This is a genomic window from Nonomuraea sp. SYSU D8015, assembly GCF_008065375.1.
Classification (GTDB): Bacteria; Actinomycetota; Actinomycetes; order Streptosporangiales; family Streptosporangiaceae; genus Nonomuraea.
Genome location: NZ_VJYI01000039.1, coordinates 1 through 18406 on the forward strand (window position 1 = coordinate 1; position 18406 = coordinate 18406).

Here is an 18406-nt window from a genome sequence, read left to right on the forward strand (position 1 = left end):
AGGGCGAGCAGCTGTGTCCGCTGGACCGTGGTCCGGGTGGCGGCGATCTCCGGCAGCCGGATGAGGACCTGCCGGATGAGGCTGACGGCGCTCTCGCCGTGGTCGGCAGTGATGGACACGGCCTTGGCGCGGACCTCGGCCACGGCGGCGTCCACGCGGGCGAACTGCGCGCGCATCGGCCCCTCACGCTGCGGCGTACGCCCGGCGGCCACGTAGTACATCGCGAGGTCCCGCTCCAGCGCGAGCTCGTGGGTGGCCTCCGTGATCGACGCGCTGAGCTCGGCCTTGTCCAGCACGCGCTGGTACTGGCCGGCCGCGCTCCAGGAGGAGACCACCTGCTGCCCGCCGACCATGACCCCCACCACCGTGGGGATGAGGATCAGCGCGATCAGCCGCGAGCGCACCCGTAGGTCGCTCAGCCGGAATCGGCGGCGACGCGAGCGCTTCGTCCGGCCATATGCACGCTGGGTGGGCGAGGGTGGACGGAGTCGGTGAATGTCCGCAGTCGCCTGATTCACCTTGCTGGCTCCCTCTCACCGAAAACATGCTGGGACAGCAGGCATGTGACGCACGCTCTCGTGAACGATGAGCAATTTGAGCATACCTGGGCTTGATGAGCCAGAGGAGACGTCCTTACAAAACATCTGACTTTTCGGAAATGCCGATTGACGGCTAATGCGCATCACTTAATGGAAAACTGCCATAAATCAGGACATGGGGCTCCAAATGGTGATGATCAGTTGAGCCGCCGATCAGCATCAATTCATGGCAATAAGCACATCCCCTCCTGTACGATCACCCGACATGGAAAGCGGGCATGCCATGCGCGTGTGGCTCGCGGCGTTCGCCACGATCGTCGTGACCGCCGCCTGCAGCAGCGTGGACGCCGGGTCACCCACCGACTCCGGCTCGTCGGGCGGGCTGGAGAAGACCTCGTTGCTCATCGGCGTCAGCCCCACGCCCTCCTCCGCGGGGGTGTACATCGCCAACAACAAGGGCTTCTTCAAGGAAGAAGGCCTGACCGTCCAAATGGAGATCATCCAGGCGCCGCAGGCCGTCATGCCGCGGATCCTCAACGGCAGCATCGACGTCTTCAAAGGCAGCTACGTCTCGCTCATCAACGTTCAGGGCAGCGGCACCGCCCGGCTCAGAATTCTCTACGACGCCCTTCAGGCCTCGCCCGGCATCGCCGGCGTCGTGGTGCCGAAGGACTCCCCGCTGCAGTCGCCGCAGGATCTCAAGAACAAGACGATCGCCGTCAACTCCCTGAACAACCTCGGCACGATGTCCGTCAGCGCCCACCTCAAGCCCTATGAGGTCACCCCGGAGCAGGTGAAGTTCGTCGCCATCGACTTCCAGAACCAGCTGGCCGCGCTGAAGAGCAAGCAGGTGGACGCGGCGTGGATGGTGGAGCCGTTCCTGTCCAGCGCCCAGCAGGCCGGCGCCAAGCTGCTGCTGGACACCAACACCGGGCCCACCGACAAGCTGCCGATCGACGGCTGGGCCGCGACGGAGGACTGGGCGCGCAAACACCCCAAGACCGCGGCCGCCTTCCAGCGCGCGCTGGCCAAGGCGCAGGCACTGGCCGCGACCGACCGCGCCCTGCTGGCCGAGACGGTCGCCGGCTTCACCCAGACCCCGAAAGAGGCCGCGATGACCATGGCGATGGGGACCTTCCCCACCTCGCTCAACGCCACGCGGATCCAGCGGGTCGCGGACCTCATGTACGAGTTCGGCTACCTGAAGACCAAGGTCGACGTGGCCTCCATGGTGGCTGCCGGCCCTGCCCGATGATCCGCGGAAAACACCCCGCCCCGTACGCCCACGCCGCCGATATGGTCGAGCCGGGCTCGGGCCTCCACCCTTGAGCACACTCAGAAAGGCACTCGCATGAAGCTGGCCAGAATCGTGGCGGGGATGGCGATCGCGGCGACGCTCGCCGCGTGCGGAGGAGGAGGCGGTTCCGGCGCCACAGGGGCCACCGCCTCGGCGGGCGGGCTGGAGAAGACGCAGCTCCTCATCGGTGTGGTGCCCGTTCCGTCATCGGCTTCGCTGTTCATCGCGGAGAAGCGGGGCTTCTTCAAGGAGGAGGGCCTGACCGTCAAGACGGAGATCATCCAGGCCCCGCAGGCGGTGATGCCGAAGATTCTCAACGGCAGCATGGACGCCTTCATGACCAGCTACGTGGCACTGATGACGATCAACGACTCGGGCGCGGCCAAGCTGAAGATCTTCCAGCACAGCCAGGAGGCCGCGCCCAACGTGGCCGGCGTCGTGGTGGCCAAGGGCTCGCCGATCAAGACGGCCGCCGACCTGAAGGGCAAGACGATCGCCGTCAACGTGCTCAAGGCGCTCGGGCAGACCCTGACCAACGCCCACGTGCAGGAGGCCGGGCTCAAGCCTGAGGACGTCAAGTACGTCCCGGTGCCGTTCGCCGACCAGCTCAGTGCGCTGTCCTCGGGGCAGGTCGACGCCGCCTGGCTGGTCGAGCCGTTCCTGACCGCGGCCAAGAAGAGCGGCGCGACGCAGATCATCGACACCACCGACGGCGTGACGGCCGGCGTGCCGATCGACGGGTGGGGCGTGAGCGAGGACTGGCTGGCCAAGAACCCGAAGACGGCCGCCGCCCTGCACCGCGCGCTGTCGAAGGCCCAGCAGATCGCCAGCACCGACCGCAAGGCGATCGACGAGGTCGTGCCGACGTACACGCAGATCCCGGCGGAGGCGGCCGCGGCCATGACGCTCGGCAGGTTCTCCCTGCAGGCTGACAAGGCCGGCGTGCAGAAGCTGGCCGACCTGCTGCACGGCTATGGCTACATCAAGGCGAAGGTGGACGCGGCGCAGCTGTTCGCGCCGATGAGCGGATGATCGGGCGGCGCCTGGAGCGGGTGCTCCTGGGGGCCGGCGGCATCGCCGGGTTCCTCGTCCTCGCCGAGCTGGCGGGGCGGGCGGGGCTGATCCCCGACGTGCTGCCGCGCGTCTCGGACGTGCTGGCCGCGGCGGCGCGGCTGCCTTTGGAGGCGCAGTTCAGGGCCGACGTGGCGGCCACGCTGGCGGCCTGCGTGAGCGGGCTGGCGATCGCGATCGCGGTGGCCGTGCCGGCGGGGCTGGTGTTCGGGACGGTGCCGGTCATGGAGCGGTCGGCGCGGCCGCTGGTGGAGTTCCTGCGGCCGATCCCGTCGGTGGCGCTGATCCCGCTGGCCATGTTCCTGTTCCCGGTCAGCCATGACGCCAAGACCGCGCTGATCGTCTACACGTGCTCGTGGCCGTTGCTGATCAACACGATGTACGGTTTGAGCGACGTCGACCCGCTGGCGAAGGAGACGCTGCGGAGCTTCGGCTTCGGCCCGCTGGCGGTGGTGCTGCGGGTGAGCCTGCCGAGCGCGGCGCCCTTCATCGCCACCGGGGTGCGCATCGCGATCGCCGTCACCCTGATCGTGGCGGTGAGCGTGGAGCTGCTCGCGCCCGGCGGGGGCGGGATCGGGGCGTTCCTGTCGCTGGCGGGCAGCGCGAACCGGGTGGATCGCATGCTGGCGGCCACCGTGTGGGCCGGGCTGATCGGGCTGGCGGCCAACGTGCTGTTCACTGCCGCCGAGCGGCGGGTGTTCCGCTGGCACCACGCGCGTACGGGGGACGCGGCATGAACGTAGTCGTGAGGACGGGGCGAGTGCGCTCCTTCGGGCGGCGGCTGGTGTGGTACTGGCTGCTGCCGGTGGCCGTCGCCGCCTGGGAGCTGATCACGCGGTCGGCGCAGGCCGCGTACTTCCCGCCGCCGTCGCGGATCGTGGTCAGGCTGCACGAGATGTGGTTCTCGGGCCCGCCGTCGCAGGCGTTCCTGACCGACGAGGCGGTCGCCGACCTGCTGCCGAGCCTGGCCAGATTGTTCGCGGGCTGGGCGCTGGCGTGTGCGGCCGGCGTCGTGATCGGCGTGGCGCTGGGCCGCTCGCGCCGGCTGTCGGCGCTGGCCGAGCCGCTGCTGCACTTCGGCCGCTCGGTGCCGCCGTCGACGCTGCTGCCGGTGTTCCTGGTGCTGTTCAAGATCGGCACGCCGATGCAGGTGGCCTCGATCGTGTACGGCGTCATCTGGCCCGTCCTGATCAACTCCATGGACGGCGCCCGCCACGTGGACCGCCAGTACATCGAGACCGGCACGGTCTACCGGCTCGGCGCCTGGCAGCGGCTGACCAGGATCGTGCTGCCCGCCGCGTCCCCGAAGATCTTCGCCGGGCTGCGGCTGAGCGTGTCACTGGCGCTGATCATGATGGTGATCTCGGAGCTGGTCGGCAGCAGCGAGGGCATCGGCCACCGCATGCTGGAGGCGCAGAGCCAGTTCGACATCCCCGCCATGTGGGCCGGGATCGTGCTGCTCGGGCTGCTCGGCATCGCGCTCAACGGCGCCTTCCTGGGCGTCGAGCGGAAGCTGCTGTCCTGGCACCGCAGCGCTACTCGTACAGACGCTTGATGATCTCCGCCTGGCGGGCGCGGAACCACGCCCGGTCCCGGGCGCCGTCTGCCAGGCCGCCGGGGCGCTCGCCGTCGTGGCGGGCGTACTCCTCGGCCCACAGCCCGGTCTTGACGCGGCTCAGCAGGTTGGCCATGCCGGGCCGGCGCCGCGCCCGGCGCAGTGCGGCCACGTCCAGCTCCGCCGCGGCCACCAGCGACTCGCCCGCGCCGGCTCTGGCCAGCACCCGGCCCTCATGGTCGATGAGCTCCGAGCCGCCGTTGGTGGAGTCGCCGGGGATGGCGATGCCGGCCAGGCCGCCGGTGTTGGCCGAGACCACGTACGCCAGGTTCTCCACCGCCCGGGCGCGGCGGGCGATCGCCTTCGGCGTCAGCTCCGGCGACGACGCCTCGGAGGAGGGGTTGCAGAAGACCTCGGCGCCGCGCAGTGCCAGCGCGCGGGCCAACTCGGGCATCAGGATCTCCTCGGAGGCCAGCACGGCGAGGTTGCCGATCTCGGTGCGGGCCACCGGCAGCACGCCGTCGAGGCCGTAGAGCTCCAGGTAGCGGTCCCACACGTCGTAAGGGGTGGGCGTGAACATCGAGTGCAGCCGGCGATACCGCAGCACCGCCTCCCCGCCGGGGGAGAGGATCACCGACGCCTGGAAGTACAGGTCGGGGAAGTGCTCGTCGCGCTCGTAGGCGTTCACGCACAGGAAGACCTCGTGCCGGGCGGCGAGCTCGGCCAGCGACGCGTACTCGGGCCCGTCGGGGTCGAGCGCGGCCCGTTCGCGCCATTCGGTGAAACTCTCGCGCATCGGGAACCCGGTCAGCACGTACTCGGGCAGCACCACGAGCCGCAGGTCGGGCCCGAGCCACGCCTTGGACCCGGCCAGTTGCGCGCCGATGCGCCCGACGGCGGTCGCGATCTCGGCGCGCGGGTCGGCGGCCGCGTTGACGGCCGTGGTGCGCACCTGCAGCGCCAGGGCGGTGAAAGCGGTCACGTCAGCCGGCCCTCCGCTCGTCGATCAGCGTGCGCCGCACACACACGCCGTCCTCCAGCCACTGCCAGACCCGGCTGCGCGACGTGCCGTCGGCGCTGAGCACGATCATCTCGTAGAGCCGCAGCGGCAGCCCCTTGTACTGCCAGGTGAGGTAGATCGTGCTGTCGTCCAGCTCCCAGAACTCTCCCTTGAGCCGGTCGGTGTCGAAGCCGCACCGGCCGCCGCCGAGATAGGTGCCGGGGAACTCGTGCACCTCCGTGCGCCCGTCGTCCCAGGTGTAGCGGTTGGTCTGGTGGTAGGCGGCGTCGTCGACGATGCGGCAGGTCATCTCGACGCGGTGCCGGTCGAGCAGGGTCCCGTCGCGGTCGAGGTGGCGGTACTCGCCCTCCCAGCGGCCCTCGTGCCGGGCCAGCAGCGGCATCTCCGCGCGCAGTCCCATCCGCTACTCCTTCGTCGCGTGCCACCAGGGGTCGGCGGCGTCGGATCGGTTGATCAGGAAGGCCCGGCGGCGCAGGAACCGGGCGATGGACGCGGCGCCCATGCGGGAGCCGCCGAGCCCGGACAGGCGGAAGGAGTGTTTCTCACCCTCGTGGACGAGCGCGGTCAGCGCGGCGTCGTTGACGCTGACCGCGCCGGCGTGCAACCGGGCCGCCACGGCTCGCGCCTCCTCCTCGGTCGCGGCGAAGACCGCGGCCGACAGCCCGTAGATGGAGTCGTTGGCCAGCGCGACCGCCTCGTCCGGCCCGTCCACGGCCATGACGGGCAGCAGCGGCCCGAACGTCTCCTCCGTCATCACGAGCATCGAGTGGTCCACCTGGGAGAGCACGGTGGGGCGGCACCAGTGGCCGCCGCCGTGCCGCTCGATCGCGCCGCCGGTGTGCACGACGGCGCCCTTGGCCACGGCGTCGGCCAGGTGCGCGGCGATCACGTCCGGCTGGTCGGGCGCGATGACGGGCCCGATCGGGCCGCCCTCGCAGGTCAGTCCGACCTGGGCGGCCTTGCCGGTCAGCAGCGCCAGGAACTCGTCGTGGACCTCGCGCGCGACGTACACGCGCTCGATGGACTGGCAGGACTGCCCGGCGTTGGCGGTGCCGCCCCACAGGATCGCCGACGATGCCCGGTCGAGGTCCGCGCCGGCCAGCACGATCGCCGGGTCCTTGCCGCCGAGCTCCAGGTACGCGGGCACGAACGCGCGTGCGGCGGCCTGCGCGACCAGCCGCCCGGTCGGCACGCTGCCGGTGAAGACCACGGCGTCCACCAGGTCCACCAGCGCCGCGCCCGTCGCGCCGTCGCCCTCGACGACCCGCAGCGGCAGCTCGGCGGGGACCAGCCGCATGAGCGGCTCGATGAAGCGGGGCGTCACCTCGCTCGGCTTGACCAGCACCGCGCATCCGGCGGCCAGCGCGGGCACGGCGTCGATGAGCCCGAGCAGCAGCGGGAAGTTCCACGGGGTGATGGCCCCGACCAGCTCGTACGGCACCGCGTCCCCGGCCACGACGACGCCCGGCAGCGAGGCGGGGAACTCGGCCGGCGGCGCGAGCGACGCCGGCGCCTGCCGCGCCCAGCGCTCGATGAGCCCGGCGGTGATCTGGCGTTCCAGCACCGACTCGGCGACCCGGCCGGTGTCGGCCACCAGCGCGGCCAGCAGCTCCTCGTCGGTGGCGAGCGCGGCCCCGAACCGGGACAGCACCGCGCCGCGATCGGCATCGGCCCAGGCGGGCGCCTTGGCACGCAACTCGGCCGCGACGGCGGCGAGCCGGTCGGGCGGGATGGGGGCGAGCGGCCGCTCGGCCTGCCCGGTGAGGGGATCCCGGACGTCCATGGAGAGCATTGTGATCATGCCGGACGCCGCGCTGTCCAGTGTCCCCCGCCGCGTACAGGAGGCCACCCGGACGGCTTCGACCCACGCCGCCACGCGCTCAGCCAACTCGCCCTCGGCACGCACGGCTGGGCAACCCGGCCATCCGCTGGGAATATCGCACCTCCTCCTCGAACAGCGGCCCCAGGAGCTGTCCCGCGTGCTGAACGGCGAGGGCCTGTTGCTGATCGCCTCCGTTTTCGTCTGGCCAGGCCTGTTCCACCGCACCGACTCTCCCGGCCAGCCGATCATCACCTACCCGGTGCGCGCCATCGCCACCCTGTGGGAACGCGGCACCGCGCCCGCCCCCGATGCGCTGGCCGCCGTCATCGGCCGCTCCCGCGCGCTGCTGCTGACTGAGCTGGACACCCCCGCCTCCACCACCGACCTGTCCCGCCGCACCGGCCTGGCCCCCGCGAGCGTGTCCGAGCAGCTCACCCTGCTGCTGTCCGCGGGCCTGGTCACCAAGCACCGCGTCGGCAGGGCCATGCTCTACGTACGGACCCCGCGCGCCCAGACCCTGCTGGACGACTGACTCTGCAGGGTTGATTCGGCGCAGGTCGAATGTGTCGCCCCGCATCGAGAGCCACCCGCACCATGCAGTCATGACGATCACGGCCGAGGTGTGTCAGAGAAATGCACCAGATCGGGCAGGCGTGGAGCCTTGGCCACCTCATCGCTCAAGGTCCGGCGCTCGGGTCCGCGCGACCAAGTGCAAAATAGCTCTGAGTGATTGCCGTTGTACGGGTTGAGCGGCCGCTCCGCGGTGTCTTTCTGCCATATTCCGGCCGTCCCCCCTGTGCCGCTACGTGGGCTGCGCCTACGCCTTGTCGAAGCGGCCCAGCAGCTCGTCGGCGGCGGCGAACCCCCGTACCACGTCCGCGGCCATGCGCTGGCCGCGCACCAGGCCCACGGCCTGGCCGGCGTAGACGTAGGCGGTGTCGAAGTCGCCCTCGCGGCGGGCGGCCTCCAGCTCGGCGCCGGCCGCCTCGTCCGCGGCCAGCGCCGTCTCCCGGCCGTGCCAGCGGTCGAAGAAGGCGTTGCGGAGGGCGCGGCCGCCGTACTCGGGCGGCCAGGCGAGCCGCTGGGCGACGTCGAAGACGCGGCCGTAGGCGGTGCCGGTCTCGTCGGCGTCGATGACGCGCTGCCTGGCCGCCTGTGAGGTGGTCGTCTCGGCACAGGCCAGGAACGCCGTGCCCACCCAGGCGCCCTCGGCGCCCGCGGCGAGCACGGCGGCCAGACCGCGGGCGGTGGCGATGCCGCCGGCCGCGAGCACCGGGACGGCGACCGCGTCCAGCACGCCCTGCAGCAGCGGGAGCGTGGCCACGTCGTCGCGGCCGTGGCCGCCGCCCTCGCCGCCGCGGGCGACGATCACGTCCACGCCGGCCTGTTCGGCCGCGCGCGCCTCGTCGGTGGTGCCCGCCTGGGTCGCGACCGCGATCCCCGCCTGCCGCAGCGGCTCGACGTAGCGGGCGTAGTCGCCGAAGCTGACCGAGACCAGGCTCGGCTTGGCGGCGAGCACCGCGTCCAGGTGGCCGGGGGTGTCCGGCAGGGCCCAGGCCATCAGCCCGATCCCGTACGGGCGTCCGCTCCCTGCGGCGACGGCGGCCTGCTCGATGATCCACGAGGGCGGGACAGCGGGCGGCACGCCGAACATGCCGAGCGCGCCCGCCGCGGAGACGGCCGCGGCAAGCCGCCCGTCACTCACCCCCGCCATGGGCGCGCCCACCAGCGGCACGTCGATCCCGAACCGGTCGGTCAGCCAGGTACGCGGCACGGCCTTGCTCCTTCTCTCCAGAACCCTGATCAGAGTCATCGTGGCTCATGAGGCAGGAAGAGGTCGTGTACGGCGGCGAGGACGCGCCGTGTGAAGGGCGACACACTGCCGGGACCGTGGAACGGCTGCATACCGCCGCCGGTCACGCCCTCGAAGGTGGCGATGTCGGCGCCCGGATGGCAGACGACCTCCGGCCCCGGCAGATCGGCCAGCAGGATCTCCCCTTGGTCGGTGTCGACGTCGAGGGGATGCGCCCCGCGGCGCACCCAGCGCAGACGACCGGCGTCGTCGAGCCGGTAGACGCCGGAGCCCTGACCGGCCGCGACACGGATCGGAGGCCCCTTGGCCAGGCGGATCGTGACGGAGAACGGCCCGCCCCGCTGGGTGACCCGCAGCAGCGTGAGCTGGTTGAACTCCTGGGCGTCCCCCAGCCACGTCACCGGGTGCCCCAGCATCACCGCCAGATGCGCCAGCACGAACGGGGGCAGGCCGACCGCCTGCTGGTTGACCGCCGAGACCTCGGTGCTCTCGTGATGCCGCCACGTGATCGCGGAGAGGTAGACGCGTTCGCTCGCGGTCAGGATCGCGTCCAGGCTGAAGAGCCCGGCGATCCCGTACCTGCGCCACGCCCACACCGCGACGCGCTCGGCGCACTCGATGAGCAGTGCCGCCGCGGGCGCCGGCCATGGCCGTGACCAGTCGGTTCCGGAGCCGCTCAGCGGCCCGATCGCCGGCTCGGCGAAGCCGGTCGTGGCGTGCGACGGGCGGTCGACGTACACGCGCACGCCGCCCCCGGCGTCCGGGACGCTGAGGCCGGTGACGGCGGACGGCCAGCCGTCCACGTACGCGGCCACCCGGTACGGCCCCAGCAGCCGCGCCGCGCGCCCCATGTCGCCCTCACCGGACACGATCACCGTGCCGCCCTCGCCCGACTGCACCACGACCTGCTCGGTGCCGACCGCCCGGCGCAGTTCGGTGAGCTCCGGCAGCCGTTCGACGTGCACGCAGCGGATCCGCGCCACGGCGGGCACGCCGGCCGCACGCAGCAGGTCGTCGAAGAGGTGCCGGGCCTCGATGGTGGCCCGCACGCCGCCGTCGATCGCCGCGACCGTCGCGCCGGGCCCGGCCAGCTCGTGCAGCCGGGCGTCGGCGACGCGGGTGAAGACGACCGGCGGCCGGTCCAGCTTGACCAGGTGCCGGGCGGCGTCGTGCCGCACCCGGCGCAGCCAGCCGTGCCGCTCGGCCACCGAGCGCACGCGGGTACGGTCCTCGGCGGCGACGACCATGCCCGCCAGCGCGGGGTCCCACGCCGAGTGACAGCCGATGGCCAGGGCGGGGCGCAGCGCCTCGATGGGGGCCGGGCCCGTGTAGCCGGTGCGCAGCGCGGTGCTGAACCGGTCGACGGAGATCAGCGGGCGACCCGCCAGCGCGGCCAGCAGCTCGGCGTCCGCCACGGCGGCATGGCGGGCGTCCAGGTAGGGGTGGCCGCTCATGATGCTTCACGCGTGGCCGGGATGTGCATGATTCGTCCTCCTTCGAGCCCGTCCACGGGTCACGGTCCGCACTATTGACGGTGCTCTGCGTTGGGCGCATCGTCGAGAGCACCGCGATGTGAAGCGATGTGAAGATGCGATGCCGCCACGCCGCACCCACCCCGTCGCGAACCGCGCGCTGGCCACGCTGATAGAGCAGGCGGGCTGGACGCAGGCCGCCACCGCGCAGCACGTCAACGCGGTCGCCGCAGAGAACGGGCAGCGCATGCACTACGACCGCTCGGCCGTCGGGCACTGGCTGACCGGCACCGTGCCGCGGCCGGAGGGGATCCTGGCCGCGGTCGAGGCGTTCCGCCGCCGGCTCGACCGGCCGGACCTCGTCCCGGCGCACCTCGGATGGCCGGATCCGGGCGGCGCGCCGCCCGCCGACGACCCCTGGCGCGGCGACCCGGTGGCCCGGCTGGCCACGCTGGGGGAGGACGACATGCTCGACCGCCGCACTGTGCTGACCGCGGGCACCTTCACGCTGGCCGCCCTGTCCGGCCTGGCGGCGCGGGGAGACACGCCCCGCGCCCCCGTGGCGGGCGCCCGGGCGGGCGCCGCGGACGTCGCCCGCGTACGCGCCGCCACCTCCAGCTTCGCGGACCTGGACGATCAGTACGGCGGCGGCCACGCGCGCGCCGCGGTCGCCGCCTACCTGGCCCGCGAGGTCACGCCGCTCCTGCACGGCACGACCGGCCGCCGCCGTCCGGACCTGTTCAGCGCCGCGGCCGAGCTGAGCTACCTGGCCGCCTACATGGCCATGGACGCCGGGGCCAACGCGCTGGCCCAGCGGTACTACATCAGCACCGTGCGGCTGGCCGACGAGGCAGGTGACCTGGTGTTACGCGCGACGGCCCTGCGCAGCATGGCGGTCCAGGCCGCCGAGCTGGGCCACGACGGCGAGGCCCTGGCGCTGGCCGAGGCCGCGGCGTCCGCGCTGGGCGGGCACGGGCCGCCGCGTACGCAGGCGTGGATCACGGGCATGCGGGCCGAGGCCCACGCGGGAGCCGGCACCCGCTGGGAGGCCTTGAGCCTGCTGCACCGCACCGAGACCCAGCTGGAACGCGCGGACTCCCCGCCCGAGTCGGAGTGGACCGGCAACTACCGGCGCGAATCACTGGAGCACCAGATCGGGCTGACCCTCACCCGGCTGGGCGACCACGCCACCGCCGCCCGGCACTTCGCCGCCTCCATGAACGGCCGCCGGCCCGTCGAGCGCCGCACCCGGACGCTGATCGGGCTGCGGGCGGCGCACGCCTACCTGCGCGCCGGCGACATCGAGCAGGCCGCCGCCACCGTGCTGGGCCTCGGCGAGGACGTGCGGCTGATCTCGTCGGGACGGGTACGCGACGAGGTGCGCCGCCTGCGTGCCGCCTGGCAGCCCCACCGCGGCAACGCGCTCGTCGCCCGAGTGGATCGCGTCCTCGCCCGCTGAGGCGTCAGATCATCGAGGCGACGTCCCGCTACGTCTCCAGCAGCACCCGCACGTCCCACGGGCCGAGCCGCAGCTCCGCGCCCGCCTCGTGGTCGGCGCCGTCGAGCACGTCGCGCACGGCCACGGGGACCCGCACGGTCGCCGGGTCCCACGTCCAGTTGTGCAGGAAGCGCAGCCGCCGCCCGTCCGTCGCCGTGGCGCCGCTCGAGGTGACGCCGGCCGGCGTCGAGGCCCACGGGCCCGCGTCCGGCACGAGCCAGCGGAACAGGGCCTCGCCCAGAGCCGGGTTCGGGAGCGTGCCCACGTAGGTGATCCGGCCCTGCCCGTGCGCCCGGGTGGTGATGGCCGCCCACTGGCCGAAGTGCGGGTGGTCGTAGCCGGCCAGGACTTGCGCGTCCTCCGCCAGCAGGCCGTCCGCCCACCGGGTGCCCGCCGCGTCCGGCGGCAGCGCGAGCGGCGAGTCGGCCGGCGCCCGCACGGGCAGGTCGGCGGACAGGTTGCTGAACTCGTCGTACCAGGCGCCGGCGGCGCCGGCGAGCCCGGCCGGCTGCACCTCGCGGCGGGCCCTGGCCTCGTGATCGGCGTAGCAGCTGCGCGGCCCCAGCACCAGGTGACCGCCGGCCGCCGCGTACGCCTGCAGCCACTCCAGCGTGGCGTCGTCGGCCACGTACAGACCGGCGGCCACCAGCACCGGGTGCCGCGCCGCCAGCGCGGCCGGCTCCTCGGCCACGGCCTGGCCGGCGTGCACCACCCGCACCTGGCGGCCCGCGTCGAACGCGGCCCGGTAGAACGGGTCGAACAGGCCCTGGTAGGACCGCTCGTCCGGGCCGCCGTCGGGCTTGGCCAGCGCCGGCTGCGCGCCCAGCGCCCACTTGCTCGGCACGGAGTACAGCATCGCCACGTCGGCGTCGGGCGTGAGGCCGGCGACCAGCTCACCGGCCCTCTCCAGCTCGGCGCCGATGCGGGCGATCTCCCGGTACGTCCGCCCCGGCCGCCCGCTGTGCGGCAGCACGCCGCCCCAGTACGTCTCAGTGCCGAACACCAGCGTCCGCCACTGCCAGTACTCGATCATCGACGCGCCCCGCGACACCAGCGCCCACGCGGCCTGCCGCCACTGCCCGTCGTAGGCGGGATGGTTGACCCACGGCCCGCCGATGGCTTGGGCGTTGGTCTCGGTGACCAGGAACGGCTCCTGCCGGGAGGAGAACATCCGGTCGGCGCTGAGGTAGAACGCCCAGGTGTCGTGCGTCGTCCAGTTCTGGGGCGAGTCCGGCGGGGCGGGCAGGGCGAGCCCGTCCTGCATGGCGTAGTAGGGGTTGCCCGCGGTGACGTCGAGCCGCCGCGTCAGCTCGTCGTCGGCGATCCCGGGCCGCTCGTAGGCGATGCAGGTGGTGACGAACTGCTCGGGCCTGGCGTACTCGCGGACGATGCCGGCCTGCCAGGCGATGAACTCGGTGACCTGGTCGGCCTGGAAGCGCCGCCACGCCTGGGTGTACTGCGGCTGGGCGTTGCCGTCGGGCGTCCACAGGTCGGCCCACGTGGACAGCCGGTGCGACCAGTAGACCAGGCCCCATTCGCGGTTGAGCGTCTCGACGTCGCCGTATTTGCCGCGCAGCCAGTCGACGAACCGCTGGAAGACGCCGTGGTTGTGCAGCAGGTGGGGGCCGGGCTCGTTGTCGACCTGGTAACCGATGACGGCCGGGTGGCCGGCGTAGCGCTCGACGACCTTGCGGATGATCCGCTCGGCGTGGAACAGGTAGGCCGGGTGGGTGAAGTCCATCTCCTGGCGGGCGCCCCAGGGGATGCGCCGGCCGGCGCCGCGCTCGCCGGCGATCTCCGGGTACTGCCGGGCCAGCCACGGCGGCACCGCGTACGTCGGGGTGCCCAGGATGACGGAGATGCCGCGCTCGTGCGCGCCGTCCAGGGCCGGCTGGAGCCAGTCGAGGTTGAACCGGCCGTTGTCCGGCTCCCAGGTGGACCACTCCGACTCGCCGACCCTGATCACCGAGAAGCGCGCCTCGGCCATGAGGTCCAGGTCGGTCTTCAGCAGGTCGGTGGGATGGTATTCGGGGTAGTAGGCGGCGCCGAAGAGCACTCGCGACACAAAGCTTCCTTTCGTTTCTGACGGAGTCATTGTTTGACGGAGCCCGCGGCGAGCCCGTTCTGCCAGTAGCGCTGCAGCATGAGGAAGGCCGCGACGAGCGGGATGATCGACAGCAGTGAGCCGGTGACGACCAGGGGGAGCACGTCACCGGCCGCCCCTCCGCCCGCCGACGCCGAGGCGGCCCAGTTGGCCAGGCCGACGGTGACCGGGTACAGCGACGGATTGTTGAGCATGATCAGAGGCAGGAAGTAGTTGTTCCAGGTGGCCACCAGCGTGAACAGCAGCACCGTGACGAATCCGGGCGCCAGCAGCCGCAGCACCACCTGGCGGAAGATCCGGAACTCGCCCGCGCCGTCGATGCGGGCCGCCTCCAGGAGGCTGTCGGGCACCGCCTCCTGGGCGTAGACCCGCATGAGGTAGAGGCCGAACGGGTTGACCAGCGACGGCAGGATGATCGCCCACGGCGTGTTGACCAGCCCCACCTGGGCGAAGATCAGGTAGGTGGGGATGGCCAGCGCCGTGCTCGGCACCATGATCGCGCCCAGCACCATGCCGAACAGCGCCTTGTTGCCGCGGAAGGGGAACTTGGCGAACCCGTAGCCGCCCAGGGCGGCCAGCAGCGCCGCGCCGCCCGCGCTGACGAGCGCGTAGATCGCGGTGTTGAGCAGCCACCGGCCGTACACCGCGTCCTGCTCGGTGAACAGCCGCCGCAGGTTCTCCGGCAGCGAGAAGTCGTCGGCGAACCACAGCCCGAAGCTGCCGAACAGGTCACCCGTGGTCTTCGTCGAGGCCACGACCAGCCAGAACAGCGGCAGCAGGAAATAGACGAGGAAGGCGAGCATCGCCAGCGTCAGCACGGGGGAGCGGCGCCTGATCCGGCCCGAGGTCATGGCGTCCTCCTGCGGTTGACGGCGAGCTGCACGGTGTAGGACACGACGACGATGGCCAGGCCGAGCAGGAACGACACGGCCGCCGCGTAGTTGACGTCCTGGCTGGTGAAGGCCAGCGAGTACGCGTACAGGTTGGGCGTGTAGGCGCTGTCGATGACGTTCGGGGCCAGGCGCTGCATGAGCTGCGGCTCGTTGAACAGCTGGAAGCTGCCGATGATCGAGAAGATCAAGGCCAGCAGCAGGGCCGGCCGGAGCGCGGGGATCTTCACGCTCCAGGCCGTCCGCCAGGTCCCGGCGCCGTCGACGGCCGCGGCCTCGTACAGTTCGGACGGGACCGCGCGGAGCGCTGCGTACAGGATGATCATGTTGTAGCCGGTGAACTCCCAGGTGACGATGTTCGCCAGCGAGCCGAGCATGAGGTCATCACCCAGCAGGTTGGGCGCGGGCAGGCCGAGCGCCCCGGCGAGCTGGGCGATGGGGCCGAACTCGGGGCCGTACAGGTAGCCCCACATCAGCGCGGCGATCACGCTGGGCACCGCGTACGGGACGAAGACGCCCAGCCGGATGAACCTGGACAGCCACAGCACGCCGCTGTCCAGCGCGAGCGCGAAGAACAGCCCGAGCAGCAGCATGATCGGCACCTGGATGAGGAAGAACTCGGCCACCCGCAGCACGCCGCCGAGCAGCCGCTCGTCGGTCAGCGCCCGCACGTAGTTGTCCAGGCCCACGAAGGTGGTGCCGCCGATCAGCTGCTCCCTGAACAGGCTCAGGTAACCGGCGTACGCGAGCGGCACCACCAGCATGGCGACGAAGACGATCAGGAACGGCGCCACGAAGAGGTAGCCGACCCTGGCCCTGCGTGCGTTCATTACTGCGCGACCTTGAAGCCCTGGCTCTCGGCGTAGGAGGTGATGCGCTGTTGCCACTGGTCGAGCGCGGCCACCGGGTCGGTCTTGTCGGCCAAGGCCTTGCCCACGGTCTCGTCCCAGTCGTTGACCGTCTGGTCGAGGAACGGCGGCCAGGTGAAGTCCTTGGAGACGGTGTCGCTGATGCCGGCGAAGAGCTTGTTGACCTCTTGCCCGCCGTAGAACTCCGGCTTCTCCTCGATGAACGCCTTGTCCTCCAGCAGCGCCTTGGTGGGCGGGAAGAGGAACTGCTCGCTCGCCATCATCCTGGTCGACTCGGGGTCGGTGTTGAGGAACTCGGCGAACTTGGCGGCGGCGATGGGGTTCTTGGTCGACTTGATGACGGCGCTGGTGGAGCCGCCCCAGTTGCCGGCCTTGTTCTCACCGGCCGCCCACTGCGGCAGGGGCGCGGCCCGCCACTTGCCGCTGGTGTCCTTGGCGCTGCCGGCCAGGAACACCGGGCCCCACGCGGCGGTCAGCCAGGTGGCGTACTTGCCCTTGTTGAGCGCCTGGAACCACTGATCGGTGAAGTCGGTGTCGGTGGAGACGACGCCTTCCTTGACCAGGCCGCCCCAGTAGCCGGCGACCTTCTTGGACACCTCGTCGTTAACGCTAACACTGATCTGGTCGGGCGCCGCCATCTGGAACGGCTTCGCGCCGGCCTGCCACAGCAGCCCCATCCAGGCGCCGTTCTGGTTGCCGGCGAGGTTGGTGATGTAGACGTCGGGGTCGGCGGCGTGCAGCTTGCGGGCCGCCGCGGCGAACTCGTTCCAGGTCTTCGGCGGCTCGATGCCGTGCTTGTCGAAGATGTCCTTGCGGTAGAGCATGCCCATCGGCCCGGTGTCCTGCGGGATCGCCCACACCTCGCCGTTCCTGCCGGTCACCTGGCCCCACGTCCAGTCCACGAACTTGTCCCTCAGCGCCTCGGCGCCGTACGGCCGCAGGTCGAGCAGGTCGTTGGTGATCGTGAAGGTGGGGATGTACTGGAACTCGATCTGCACGACGTCCGGGGCGCCACTGCCGGCCTTCAGCGCGGTGCGCAGCTTGGTGTACTGCGGCTCGCCCTGCCCGGCGTTGACCACCTTGACCTTGATGGCCGGGTACTTCTTCTCGAACAGCGCCACCTCCTTGGCGATGTCCGGCACCCATGTCCAGAAGGTGAGCTCGGTGGGCGTCTGCATGGCCTTGTCGATGTCGGCCTGGCTGACGGCGCTCGACGGCGTGCCGCCGGACTGCTGTGCCGGGGTGCCGCCTCCGCCGCCGCAGCCGGCGAGGACGAGGGCGGCGCCCGCTGTGACGGCGAGCCACCGGGTTCGTGACAGGTTCATGTGCTCTCCTTGGGGGGTGCGGTTGACTGGCGCACGACGAGGTGCGCGGGCAGGTCGTCGTGGAGCGCCGCCGTGCCCGCGCCGCCGCTCTCGATGCGCTCGATGAGCAGCGCCAGCCCGTGAGCGGCGATCGCCTCGAAGTCCTGGCGGAGGGTGGTCAGGGGCGGTGACAGGTACGCCGCGGACGGGATGTCGTCCATCCCCACCACGCTGACCTGCTCGGGCACCGCGCGGCCGGCCTCGGCCAGCGCGCGCAACACGCCGATCGCCATGTCGTCGTTGGCCACGAACACCGCCGTGACCTCCGGGTTGGCCGCAAGGATCCGCCCCGCCGCGTATCCGGACGCGGGCGTCCAGTCGCCCTCGAGCATCGGCGGCTCGGGGACGCCCGCGGCGGCCAGCGCCTCTCGCCAGCCCCGCGTGCGCTCCCGCGCCGCGAACCACCGGCTCGGCCCGGCGACGTGCCAGACGGTCGCATGGCCGAGGCCGAGCAGGTGCTCGGTGGCCAGGCGGCCGGAGCCCACGCCGGAGGCGCCTGTGATCACCACGCGCGGCCCGTCGAGCCCGGGCTGCTCGCCCAGGCTGAGCACCGGGACGTCCGGGTCGATCCTGAGCACCTGGCCCTCGTCGATCGGCTCGGACAGCACGATCCCGTCCACGCCCTGCTCCAGCAGGGAGTCGACGGCCTTCATGATGCCGCCCTCCTCGCCTTCGAGGGTGTTGACGACGCTGAACGCGTAGCCGATCTGCCTGGCCTGCCGCTCCAACTCGATGAGCGAGGAGGAGGGGCCGTAGAGCGAGCTGCCGAGGGAGACCACGCCGATCCGGTGGAATCGGCCCAGGTTGAGCGCGCGGGCCGCGGTGTTGCGCCGGTATCCGAGCTGGCGCGCCGCCGCCAGCACCCGCTCGCGGACCTCGTCGCTGACGTACGGCTCGCCGTTCATCACGCGGGAGACCGTCTTCTGCGACACACCCGCCAGCCTGGCCACGTCGGTGCTGGCCGGCTGTCTGCGTTTGGGGTGGCTCATCGCAGCTCCTTGCGCCTGACTACGTAGTCAGGTGCTCATCACTGTGCGTGCCGACGCGGTCGATTGTCAAGAGAGGGTTTCCGGGAGGTTTCCCGGAGGGAG

The 18406-nt window shown here is 71.8% G+C and carries 17 protein-coding genes; 6 read left to right on the forward strand and 11 right to left on the reverse strand.

Annotation, left to right across the window (positions count from 1 at the left end; all coding sequences use genetic code 11):
- A partial coding sequence (locus ID574_RS56125; protein WP_188197301.1) for a nitrate- and nitrite sensing domain-containing protein occupies window positions 1–404 on the reverse strand: 404 nt, incomplete at its 3' end.
- Between the two features lie 400 nt (window positions 405–804).
- On the opposite strand from ID574_RS56125, the gene ID574_RS56130 reads away from it, so the two are divergent.
- The 4 genes from ID574_RS56130 to ID574_RS56145 all read left to right on the forward strand — a co-directional run bounded on the left by ID574_RS56130 (window position 805) and on the right by ID574_RS56145 (window position 4462).
- Window positions 805–1794, forward strand: a complete 990-nt coding sequence (locus tag ID574_RS56130) for an ABC transporter substrate-binding protein (RefSeq protein WP_188197302.1) — start codon at window positions 805–807, stop codon at window positions 1792–1794.
- A gap of 96 nt (window positions 1795–1890) precedes the next feature.
- Window positions 1891–2868: an ABC transporter substrate-binding protein gene (locus tag ID574_RS56135; RefSeq protein WP_188197303.1), complete on the forward strand. Its 978-nt coding sequence runs from the start codon at window positions 1891–1893 to the stop codon at window positions 2866–2868.
- Window positions 2865–3644, forward strand: coding sequence for an ABC transporter permease (locus tag ID574_RS56140; RefSeq protein ID WP_188197304.1), 780 nt, complete (start codon window positions 2865–2867; stop codon window positions 3642–3644). The genes ID574_RS56135 and ID574_RS56140 overlap by 4 nt, the downstream gene beginning before the upstream one ends.
- Window positions 3641–4462 (forward strand): ABC transporter permease, encoded by an 822-nt coding sequence (locus ID574_RS56145; protein ID WP_188197305.1) that lies wholly within the window; start codon window positions 3641–3643, stop codon window positions 4460–4462. Before ID574_RS56140 ends, ID574_RS56145 begins: the two co-directional genes overlap by 4 nt.
- Here the strand turns inward: ID574_RS56145 and ID574_RS56150 are convergent.
- Genes ID574_RS56150 through ID574_RS56160 form a run of 3 tightly spaced genes read right to left on the reverse strand, consistent with a single transcriptional unit; the run spans window position 4443 to window position 7266 of the window.
- Window positions 4443–5444, reverse strand: coding sequence for a nitrilase-related carbon-nitrogen hydrolase (locus ID574_RS56150; RefSeq protein ID WP_188197306.1), 1002 nt, complete (start codon window positions 5442–5444; stop codon window positions 4443–4445). The genes ID574_RS56145 and ID574_RS56150 overlap by 20 nt on opposite strands.
- A 1-nt stretch (window position 5445) precedes the next feature.
- The gene (locus ID574_RS56155) at window positions 5446–5883 is read right to left on the reverse strand and encodes a hypothetical protein (RefSeq protein ID WP_223168112.1); all 438 of its coding nucleotides are present in this window, start codon (window positions 5881–5883) and stop codon (window positions 5446–5448) included.
- Between the two features lie 3 nt (window positions 5884–5886).
- Window positions 5887–7266, reverse strand: coding sequence for an aldehyde dehydrogenase family protein (locus ID574_RS56160; RefSeq protein WP_223168113.1), 1380 nt, complete (start codon window positions 7264–7266; stop codon window positions 5887–5889).
- Between ID574_RS56160 and ID574_RS56165 the strand changes: the two genes are divergently transcribed.
- A complete protein-coding gene (locus ID574_RS56165; RefSeq protein WP_188197307.1) occupies window positions 7265–7837 on the forward strand; it encodes an ArsR/SmtB family transcription factor in 573 nt (190 codons plus the stop codon). The genes ID574_RS56160 and ID574_RS56165 overlap by 2 nt on opposite strands.
- Window positions 7838–8122: 285 nt before the next feature.
- Here the strand turns inward: ID574_RS56165 and ID574_RS56170 are convergent, their stop codons facing one another.
- Complete coding sequence (locus tag ID574_RS56170) at window positions 8123–9079, reverse strand: NAD(P)H-dependent flavin oxidoreductase (protein ID WP_188197353.1); 957 nt, start codon at window positions 9077–9079, stop codon at window positions 8123–8125.
- Window positions 9080–9114: 35 nt separating this feature from the next.
- Window positions 9115–10572, reverse strand: a complete 1458-nt coding sequence (locus tag ID574_RS56175) for a hypothetical protein (protein WP_188197308.1) — start codon at window positions 10570–10572, stop codon at window positions 9115–9117.
- Between the two features lie 139 nt (window positions 10573–10711).
- On the opposite strand from ID574_RS56175, the gene ID574_RS56180 reads away from it, so the two are divergent.
- On the forward strand, window positions 10712–12049 hold the full coding sequence (locus ID574_RS56180) for an NsdA family TPR-like regulatory protein (protein WP_223168114.1): 1338 nt from the start codon (window positions 10712–10714) through the stop codon (window positions 12047–12049).
- Window positions 12050–12077: 28 nt separating this feature from the next.
- Here the strand turns inward: ID574_RS56180 and ID574_RS56185 are convergent, their stop codons facing one another.
- From ID574_RS56185 to ID574_RS56205, 5 genes are read right to left on the reverse strand one after another with little or no spacing between them, the layout of a single operon-like run.
- On the reverse strand, window positions 12078–14153 hold the full coding sequence (locus tag ID574_RS56185) for a beta-galactosidase (RefSeq protein WP_223168115.1): 2076 nt from the start codon (window positions 14151–14153) through the stop codon (window positions 12078–12080).
- A 26-nt stretch (window positions 14154–14179) separates the two neighbouring features.
- On the reverse strand, window positions 14180–15043 hold the full coding sequence (locus ID574_RS56190; RefSeq protein ID WP_223168116.1) for a carbohydrate ABC transporter permease: 864 nt from the start codon (window positions 15041–15043) through the stop codon (window positions 14180–14182).
- On the reverse strand, window positions 15040–15912 hold the full coding sequence (locus ID574_RS56195) for a carbohydrate ABC transporter permease (protein ID WP_188197310.1): 873 nt from the start codon (window positions 15910–15912) through the stop codon (window positions 15040–15042). The genes ID574_RS56190 and ID574_RS56195 overlap by 4 nt, the downstream gene beginning before the upstream one ends.
- Window positions 15912–17276, reverse strand: a complete 1365-nt coding sequence (locus tag ID574_RS56200; RefSeq protein ID WP_188197311.1) for an ABC transporter substrate-binding protein — start codon at window positions 17274–17276, stop codon at window positions 15912–15914. Before ID574_RS56200 ends, ID574_RS56195 begins: the two co-directional genes overlap by 1 nt.
- Entirely contained in the window at window positions 17273–18304 is a 1032-nt protein-coding gene (locus tag ID574_RS56205; RefSeq protein WP_188197312.1) for a LacI family DNA-binding transcriptional regulator, read from the reverse strand. The genes ID574_RS56200 and ID574_RS56205 overlap by 4 nt, the downstream gene beginning before the upstream one ends.
- Window positions 18305–18406: the final 102 nt, after the last annotated feature.